This is a genomic window from Phaeobacter sp. CAU 1743 (assembly GCF_039839315.1).
Classification (GTDB): Bacteria; Pseudomonadota; Alphaproteobacteria; order Rhodobacterales; family Rhodobacteraceae; genus Phycobacter; species Phycobacter gallaeciensis_A.
Genome location: NZ_JBDOQR010000030.1, coordinates 48,275 through 57,169 on the forward strand (window position 1 = coordinate 48,275; position 8,895 = coordinate 57,169).

The 8,895-nt window shown below is 61.5% G+C and carries 8 protein-coding genes and 1 pseudogene; 1 reads left to right on the forward strand and 8 read right to left on the reverse strand.

Features of this window, described 5'->3' with window-relative positions:
* Window positions 1-54: 54 nt before the first annotated feature.
* From AAFO90_RS13065 to AAFO90_RS13100, 8 genes are all read right to left on the reverse strand, one after another.
* Window positions 55-765 carry a transporter substrate-binding domain-containing protein gene (locus tag AAFO90_RS13065; RefSeq protein WP_065270690.1) on the reverse strand — a complete coding sequence of 237 codons (711 nt, stop codon included), beginning with the start codon at window positions 763-765 and terminating at the stop codon, window positions 55-57.
* Between the two features lie 44 nt (window positions 766-809).
* Window positions 810-1,556, reverse strand: a complete 747-nt coding sequence (locus AAFO90_RS13070) for an ATP-binding cassette domain-containing protein (RefSeq protein ID WP_274832609.1) — start codon at window positions 1,554-1,556, stop codon at window positions 810-812.
* Window positions 1,557-1,758: 202 nt separating this feature from the next.
* Window positions 1,759-2,541 carry a PhnD/SsuA/transferrin family substrate-binding protein gene (locus tag AAFO90_RS13075; RefSeq protein ID WP_274832550.1) on the reverse strand — a complete coding sequence of 261 codons (783 nt, stop codon included), beginning with the start codon at window positions 2,539-2,541 and terminating at the stop codon, window positions 1,759-1,761.
* Complete coding sequence (locus AAFO90_RS13080; RefSeq protein ID WP_065270688.1) at window positions 2,538-2,978, reverse strand: TerB family tellurite resistance protein; 441 nt, start codon at window positions 2,976-2,978, stop codon at window positions 2,538-2,540. The genes AAFO90_RS13075 and AAFO90_RS13080 overlap by 4 nt, the downstream gene beginning before the upstream one ends.
* Window positions 2,960-3,442 carry a TerB family tellurite resistance protein gene (locus AAFO90_RS13085; protein ID WP_065270687.1) on the reverse strand — a complete coding sequence of 161 codons (483 nt, stop codon included), beginning with the start codon at window positions 3,440-3,442 and terminating at the stop codon, window positions 2,960-2,962. The genes AAFO90_RS13080 and AAFO90_RS13085 overlap by 19 nt, the downstream gene beginning before the upstream one ends.
* 41 nt (window positions 3,443-3,483) lie before the next feature.
* On the reverse strand, window positions 3,484-3,777 hold the full coding sequence (locus AAFO90_RS13090; protein WP_065270686.1) for a DUF1330 domain-containing protein: 294 nt from the start codon (window positions 3,775-3,777) through the stop codon (window positions 3,484-3,486).
* A gap of 172 nt (window positions 3,778-3,949) precedes the next feature.
* Window positions 3,950-7,087, reverse strand: coding sequence for a valine--tRNA ligase (locus AAFO90_RS13095; protein ID WP_347509671.1), 3,138 nt, complete (start codon window positions 7,085-7,087; stop codon window positions 3,950-3,952).
* Between the two features lie 331 nt (window positions 7,088-7,418).
* A complete protein-coding gene (locus AAFO90_RS13100) occupies window positions 7,419-7,862 on the reverse strand; it encodes an Lrp/AsnC family transcriptional regulator (protein WP_065270684.1) in 444 nt (147 codons plus the stop codon).
* Between the two features lie 132 nt (window positions 7,863-7,994).
* On the opposite strand from AAFO90_RS13100, the pseudogene AAFO90_RS13105 reads away from it, so the two are divergent.
* Window positions 7,995-8,780, forward strand: a pseudogene (locus tag AAFO90_RS13105) (type III PLP-dependent enzyme); the annotation flags it as partial.
* Between the last annotated feature and the right edge of the window lie 115 nt (window positions 8,781-8,895).

Below are 8,895 nucleotides of genomic sequence, written 5' to 3' on the forward strand. Positions count from 1 at the left end.
GCAAAGGGGAGCAGTGCCCCCCTTTGCCAGTCTCTTGGAAAGGGCAGGCGTGGCTTACCAGGTGCCGCCGACTTCCCATTTGGTGATCAGCTCGTTCAGGCTGCCGTCTTCCTTCATCGAGGTGATGGCGGCGTCGAACTTGCCGCGCAGCTCGTCATCGCTTTCGCGGAAGGCCATGCCGATGCCACCGCCCAGCGGTACATCGTCACCGACGAAGACAAGGTCAGAGGCTTCGACTTCCGGTTCCAGGTAATCCTTGTCGGCCAGAACGGCATCGGCTTCGCCGGATTTCACGGCTGCGATGGTTTCATCCGGGGTCGGGTATTCCACCAGGGTCGCGCCGGTGTCGACCACGTGGTTGGCTTGGATGGTTGCGGTCTGGGCGGCGATGATGCCACCGGTCAGGTCCACATCGCTGGACATCGCGGCATAGGCCGAGGGCGACGGCGGTGTGTAGCCTTGGGTGAAGTCGACGACTTCCTCACGCTCTTCGGTGATCGACATGCCCGCGATGATGGCGTCGTAGTTGCCCGAGGTCAGGTTCGGGATGATCGAATCCCAGTCGTTGGTGACCCATTCGCAGGTCAGCTCGGCGCGTTTGCACAGCTCGTCACCCAGCTCGCGCTCGAACCCGTCCACTTCACCCTTGTCGTTGATGAAGTTGTAGGGAGGGTAGGCGCCCTCGGTGCCCAGACGCACGGTATCTGCCAGTGCCACGCCCGCAGTCAGGGCCAGGGCGGCGGTGCCGAGAAGAATGGATTTCATGAGTATACTCCCGTTTTGGTTGGTTATTGGTCGTTTTATTGGTTTTAGCGTTTGGTCGAAGACAGGAAAGCCTTCAGTCGTTCGGATTTGGTGTTGCCAAAGACCTCGGCCGGGGTGCCTTGCTCCTCGATCAATCCTTGATGCAGGAACACGACGTGATCGGAGACGTCCTCTGCCATCTTCATGTCGTGGGTCACGATCATCATGGTACGGCCTTCGGCGGCCAGATCCTTGATCACCTTGACGACTTCCTGCTCCAATTCCGGGTCGAGCGCCGAGGTGGGTTCGTCGAACAGCAGGGCTTCGGGCTCCATGCACAGAGCGCGGGCGATGGCGGCGCGCTGCTGCTGGCCACCCGACAGTTGCGCCGGGTAGACGTCGCATTTGTCGCCGATGCCGACCTTGTCGAGATATTTGCGCGCAGAGGCTTCAACCTCGGCGCGGTCGCGTTTCAGCACCGTCAGCGGCGCCTCCATCACGTTTTGCAGGATGGTCATATGGGACCACAGGTTGAACTGCTGGAACACCATCGACAGGTTGGTACGGATGCGCAGAACCTGTTTTGCGTCGGCAGGGCGACGGTTCAGGCCGCTGCCGACCCATTTGATCGGCTCGCCCTTGAACAGGATTTCCCCCTGCTGACTGTCTTCCAGAAGGTTGCAGCAGCGCAGCAGCGTCGATTTTCCAGACCCGGATGAGCCGATCAGCGACACCACGGCGCCGCGCGGGGCGGTGATGTCGACGCCCTTGATGACCTCCAGATCGCCATAGGATTTATGCAGACCGCGCATCTCCAGAACCGGAGTGGCGTCGGGTGCAGTTTTGCTCGCAGGCGTTGCTTTGGTCGTTGTTTCGGTCAAGGTGCGCGTCGTCCGGTTGGATAAAATTTTGTCTTATTGGACCCAAAAAAAGCCGAATTGCAATGTTCAAACCGCACAAAGATCCGTGGTTTCCTGCGAAACGGTCAGGCCTGCCGACAAAACGGACAATGCATCAGGCCTTGGCGCGGGCGCGGATCTTTTGTCCGGTCAGCACCGGGCCGGGCGGTGTCGGCACCGCCAGATAATCGGACATGGGAATTTGTACGATGCCCTTGAGGTGCAGCGTCGCCAGCGTGTCCTCGTCGAGGTTGGAAATCGCGGTTTCAATCGCCTTGTACAGCACGTCCGGAGCGTTCCCGATGGCCGTGATAAAGGGCAGGCCGGGGGTCTCCGCGGTGCGCTCAAAGGCCTGAAGGTCGGCGGCGAAATCGTCGTATTTCTGCATCATTTCCCAGGACAGGACATCTAGGGCAGCAAAATCGGCGCGCCCCTCTGCCACGGCCAGCGCGGAGTCCCGGTGGCTGCCTGTTTCCAGCAACTCGCCCGGCAACATGCCCTCATCCTGCATGTGGATCAGCGGTCCAGCCCAGCCGGATTGCGACAGGCCGTCGTTATAGGCAAAGATCTTGCCATCAAGCTGGCTCAGGCGGGAGACATCTGCATCCTTGCGGGCAACAAAGACGCTGTAGTAATGCCCCGGCGCGCAGCCTGCGTGGCCGTAATCGGCGGTCCCGATCAGCTGTACCTCGCCGTATAGACGGGTGCGCAGCGGGCAGCCGCAGGTCTGGGCCAGCAGCAGGTTCTTTGCCGTCCAGGCGCTCCAGGGATCGCTTTTGCGGTCCAGCGCCTCCGGGACGTCCCACTCACCGGCCAGGGCCTCACGTATTGCCGCCCAAAAACGGTCATTGGCCTCGGCGGTTTCCGGGCGGTCGTACATTCCAAGAAAAGCAATCACAGTGCAGCCTCCGCACGTTGTCTGGCCAGGGCGCTGTCCCGGTCGTTCACCCCAAGCAGGCTGGAGGAGAGCCGGAGTAACGTATCCTCGCTGTCATCCCTGTGGCCGTCAGCCAAGGCGACCATCCACAGCGCCTCGATCACCGCGGTGCGGTCCTCGTAGCGCACGGCATCCTTGATGGCGCGGGTGAAACGGACGGTGTCGGGGGCTTCGGCCTCCATCGCCTCTGCCTCTTCGCGCAGCAGGATCGCGCCTCCCATGTCCAGCCCGTAGCGGGATTGGTTGATGCGGTCGATCCGGTCCTTTTCCTCTTCGGAGTAGTTGTGATCCGATCGTGCGACGCGCACCAGAAGGGCGCAGAGGGCCAGTCGGGCGTCCTCATCCGCGAGGGTGACTTTCGCGGGGGACAGAAGGCGGTTCAGGAGGTCCTGGAACAAGTCTGAGTTTCCTCTGAGGCGTTGGCGAGTTTGCGGCGCGCCCGCTCCCGCGCGGTTTCGTTGTCGGCATAGGACAGGCCCATGGCCTTGCGGGCGTCTTCCACGATCTTGACTTCGCCCTCGTGTTCGTCGCCATCCGCAAGCACCACTTCCCACAGGGCGTCCAGCGCGGCGAGCCGTTCGTCAAGCCCGGTGGTTTCGCGGATCAGGCGGCCGAATGTATCGGTCTCGGGCGCTGCGGCGTGCAATTTTTCGCAGCTGGCGCGCACCTTGGCCGCTTCAATGGCGTTATGCTGATATAACCGCGCCAGAATCCGGTCGATCAGGCTGATCTCTTCCAGTTGATATTCCCGGTCGGATTGCGCCACGCGCACCATCAGCGCCCCGAGGGCCAGTTCAGCGTCGGGATCCGGCAGCGCCGGGGGCTGCGGCGGGCGGAAGGCTTGAAAGAGCTTTTTGAGCATGAGATCAGGATACCCTGCAACGCCGGTGGGGCCAACAGTTTCTAACCGTCGTAGCCTTCGATGATTTCCATGTCGCCGGTCGAGACCGGATCGCGCAGCGCCTTGGCGTCTTGATAGGCGACCGAGTCGTAGCAGGCCTTTGCGGTGTCGAAATCCTTGAATTCGATCACGACGGTACGGGCGCGTGTTTGTCCTTCGCGGACTTCTTTCGCGCCGCCGCGCACCAGGAATTTCGCGCCGTATTCGGCAAAGGGCGCCGCGTTGGCCGCCACGTAGTCCTTGTAACGCTCCATATCGTCAACATCGACATGGGCAACCCAATATCCCTTTGGCATTCGGAATCCTTTTTGTCTTTTTGATAAGCTGAAACAGAAGCGACACAAAAACAATGGCCGCCTTGGCCTGAATTTCCCCGTTCGGTTCCGGAAAATCTAAAAAATTCGTTAAATAACGGGGTTGCGCCTAGTGAAAGCCGCCCGTTTTGCGCGGGCGGCTTCAAGGGGTATGTCAGCCGAGTTCAGAAAGGCGGGCAAGCGCCTCTTTGATCTTGGTTTCTTCCTCTTCGCGGGCGGCAAGGTTCTCGCGCGCTTCTTCCACCACCTCATCGGGGGCGGAGGCCACGAACTTCGGATTGTTCAACCGTCCGCGCAGGCCGCCAAGTTCCTTGGCCAGTTTGCCAAGGGTTTTCTCAAGGCGTGCCTTTTCCTCGTCGATGTCGATGATATCGGCGAGCGGCAGGCCGAAGGAAGCGCCGGGCGCCGAGATCGAGACACAGCCCTTCGGCAGGCTGTCGACCTTGGTCAGGCTGTCGATCCGCGCAAGGCGTTTGATCAGCGCCTCGTTGCGGTCCCATGCGGTTTGGGCGGCCTCGTCGATCTCGGTCACCAACATGGCGACCTTGAGGCCCGCAGGCACATGCATCTGCGCGCGGGCAGAGCGGGTGTTCTCGATGACCGAGATCACCCAGTTGATCTCCCGGTCGGCCTCGGCATTGACCAGGTCAGCGGCGGCATAGGCGGGCCAATCAACATGCACCAGCATCTTGGTGCGGGTTCCGGTCTGGCCCCACAGCTCTTCGGTGATGAAGGGCATGATCGGATGCAGAAGGATCAGGCACTGATCCATGACCCAGCGCATGGTCTCGCGGGTCTCGGCCTGGGCTGCGGCGTCTTCACCCTGCAACAATGGCTTGGACAGCTCCACATACCAGTCGCAGACCTTGCCCCAGACAAAGGCGTAAAGCGCCTGCGCCGCATCGTTGAAGCGATAGGCCTCTAGCGCCGCATCCACTTCCTCACGCACGCGGGCGGTTTCGCCGATGATCCAGGCGTTGACGGCCTGCGCGGGCTTCAGATCGGCCACATCGGTCTGCGGCACCGCATCGGTGAAGACCTCGTTCATCTCGGCAAAGCGGATGGCGTTCCACAGCTTGGTGCCAAAGTTCCGGTAGCCGGCGATCCGCTGCATATCGAGCTTCAGCACCCCGCCGAGGCTCGCCATCGCCGCATTGGTGAAACGCAGCGCATCGGCGCCGTATTCGTCAATGATATCCAGCGGGTCGATGACGTTGCCGGTGGATTTCGACATCTTCTTGCCCTTGGCGTCGCGCACGAGGCCATGCAGGTAGACGGTGTCAAACGGGATCTGATCCACGACGGCCAGCTGCATCATCATCATGCGGGCAACCCAGAAGAACAGGATGTCCTGCCCGGTGACCAGCGTCGAGGTCGGGAAGTATTTGCCCAGTTCCTCGGTCTGTTCAGGCCAGCCCAGCGTGCCGATTGGCCAGAGGCCGGAGGAAAACCATGTGTCGAGCACATCGGGGTCACGCCAGACCGGGTAGACCAGTTTGGTCGGATCCTGAGTGGTTTCATACTCGGCCAGCGCGGCGGCAAAGGCCTTGACCGCATCGGCGCGGGTTTCGACTTCAACCACCTGCGCGTGGTTCAGCGGTGTCGGCAGGCCAACCAGAATGTCGTCAAACTGTGGTTTGACGCTGTCGAAATCGGCGGCGCAATGACGCGGCTCTTCGCCGATCAGCAGCTTCTGCTCCCACATAAGGCGCAGGCTTTCGACCAGATCAAGCGCGCCGTCGCCCTCGTCATCGGTGAACCCTTCGCCGGAGAGGTCAAAGCCGTACCAGACCGGGATCTGGTGGCCCCACCACAGCTGACGCGAGATGCACCAGGGTTCGATGTTCTCCAGCCAATGGTAATAGGTCTTCTCACCCGATTCCGGCAGGATCTTGACGGTGCCGTCCTTCACGGCGTCCAGCGCCGGGCCGACGACCTTTTCAGCGTCCACGAACCACTGGTCGGTCAGCATCGGTTCGATCACCACCTTGGAGCGGTCGCCAAAGGGCTGCATGATCGGCTTGTTCTCGACCAGCGGCACCATGGTTTCGACAAGGTTGCCCTCGTCGTCCGTCTTGGCCTCTTTCACCATCACGGCGAGACCTTCGTCGGTGATCTGCTGCACCACGGCCTTGCGGGCCTCAAAGCGGTCCAGACCGCGCAGGTCCTCAGGCACCAGGTTGATGGCGTCGGCTTCGGCCTCCGAAAGGGTCTGTTCGCCCTTGGCGACGGCCATGGCCGTGGTTGCGGCCTCTTCGTAAGGCGCACCATCGGCACGCATCGCGCCCTTGGTGTCCATCAGGCGGTACATCGGGATGCCGCCGCGCTTGGCCACCTGATAGTCGTTGAAATCATGTGCGCCGGTGATCTTCACCGCACCCGAGCCGAAGTCGGGGTCGGGGTATTCGTCGGTGATGATTGGGATCAGGCGGCGGTGTTCCTTGGGGCCCACTGGGATCTCGACCAGCTTGCCTACGATGGGGGCATAGCGCGCGTCATCGGGGTGCACGGCCACGGCGCCATCGCCCAGCATGGTTTCGGGGCGGGTAGTGGCGATGGAGATGTAATCGCGCTCCTCCTCAAGCGTGACATTCCCGTCCTCGTCCTTTTCGACGTAGGTATAGGTTGCACCGCCCGCGAGAGGGTATTTGAAGTGCCACATGTGGCCCGCAACCTCGATATTCTCCACCTCAAGGTCGGAAATCGCGGTCTCAAAATGCGGGTCCCAGTTCACCAGCCGCTTGCCGCGGTAGATCAGGCCCTTGTTGAACATCTCCACGAAGACCTTGATCACGGCATCGTGGAAGTTGCCCTCTTCGCCTTCCGGGGCACCGGGGGCGCCGGACATGGTGAAGGCGTTGCGCGACCAGTCACAGGAGGCGCCGAGGCGTTTCAGCTGGTTAACGATGGTGCCGCCAGACTGGCTTTTCCAGTCCCAGACTTTGTCCAGGAACTTTTCCCGGCCGAGTTCGGCGCGGGAGGGCTGCTGGTTTTTCGCCAGTTCGCGTTCCACAACCATCTGGGTGGCGATGCCGGCGTGGTCCTGTCCAGGCTGCCACAGGGTGTCAAAGCCCTGCATGCGTTTCCAGCGGATCAGGATGTCCTGCAGCGTGTTGTTGAAAGCATGGCCCATGTGCAGGACGCCGGTGACATTGGGGGGCGGGATCATGATGCAATAGGTGGAAGCCTCGGGCTTCGCGTTTGCGCCTGCCTTGAAACAGCCCGCCTCTTCCCAGGCCGCGTAAAGACGGCTTTCGGCTTCGGCTGCGTTGAATGTCTTTTCCATCGCCATCGGTTTGGTCCTGCGTGCGTGTCATTTTTCGTCGCGTTCTCCCATATAGAACGGGGCGGCAAAGGGAAAGTGCCAAGGCGGGCAGGAAAATAAGGCAGGCGGGGGGAATAATGCGGGTTTTGGCGCCGTCATCGCGCGGGGCGGTAACGGTGGTTTAACTCTGAGCCGCTAAGGTCGTTTACGAAGAGAACAGCGGGTCCTCCCCTCGGTCCGCCATTCACGAGACGCCCGGCCAGACTTTGATGCGGATGCCCGCAAAGTCGGCCGGGCGCACTACTTTTGGCACCCCGTAAATTCTGTTTTCGCTTGTGTTGAAGGATGGGGGCGGCGCCTAGCCCCGGCTGCCGCTGCGGTCCAGTTTGGTCGACAGGTGGATCAGGCTTTCTGAAGAGCGAACGCCGCGCGCCTCGCCAATGCGGTCGATGGTTTCATCCAGTTCATCCGTGGTTTGCGCCACGACCTGCGCCAGCAGGTCGAACCGGCCCGAGGTCGTATGCACCACTTCGACCCCCGGAAGGCTGCGCAGACGGGCCAGAACCTCGGGGCCGCTGCGCGGTTCGATGGAGATCAGCACTGTCGCCTGCAGGGGCGGGCGCACTGCAGGGGAGATTTTCAGCGTGTACCCTGCGATAACGCCCAGCGTTTCCAACCGTTCGATCCGGGTTTGAACGGTGGTGCGCGCAAGATTGAGGTGACGCGCCAGTTCGGCCACCGGGCGGCGGGCATTGTCGCGCAAAAGCGCCAGAAGTCGCTGATCTGTTTCGTCTATCTGCATTTTGTGTGCGCCATAATGACGGGAATTACCGTCATAATATCAATAGTGACGGGGGAAATCGACGCGCAACCGGGCGAAAATGCAAGAAAACCGTCAATCGGCACGCAGTCCGTCCAACAAGGCTTTGATCTTATGCAGCATATTCCCCCGCTCTGGCTTGACCCCGAAACGCATCTTGCGCGGCGGCAGCCGGATCATCCCATCCTCTATTTCTCGCCGCGGGTGCTGCACGAGGTGGCGGACCGGTTCCTGACCGGCTTTCCGGGGCTGGTGACCTATGCAGTCAAGGCGAACCCCCATCCTGCGGTTCTGTCCAATTTGGTTGCCGCAGGTGTGTCGGCCTTTGATGTGGCCTCGCCAGCGGAAATGGAGGCGGTGCGCGCGGCCAGTGCGGATGCGGTGATGCATTACAATAACCCGGTGCGTTCGGATGTGGAAATCGCGGCGGGTATCTCTCATGGCGTGGCCAGCTGGTCGGTGGATGAGGCGAGCGAGCTGGCCAAACTGGCCGATGTGCCGCGCACCTGCGAGATCGCGGTGCGCTTTGCCTTGCCGGTCGAGGGCGCAGCCTATGATTTTGGCAGCAAATTCGGTGCCGCCCCGGAAGAGGCGATCGCGTTGCTGCAACGGGTGGCGGCAGAGGGCTGGACACCGGCCCTGTGTTTTCATCCCGGCACCCAATGCGAGGATGCCTCGGCTTGGGTCGAATATATCCACGCCGCCCGCCGGATCGTCGATGCCGCCGGGGTAAAGGTGGCGCGACTGAACGTCGGCGGTGGCTTTGCCGCCAACCGCGATGGCGTGGCGCCGGATCTTGAGACGGTGTTTTCCGCCATTGGGACTGCGGTTCGCGATGCCTTTGGTGACGCCGCGCCAGAGCTGATCTGCGAGCCGGGCCGGGCGATGGTGTCTGAGAGCCCGATTTGAAACTAATTGAGTGAGTTCAGGAGGTTGTGTTTCTGTTCGGGTACGACACTGAACGGAGACCACGATGGCCTGGACCGAACTCACCCGCAGCCAGCATGCCCGTGAG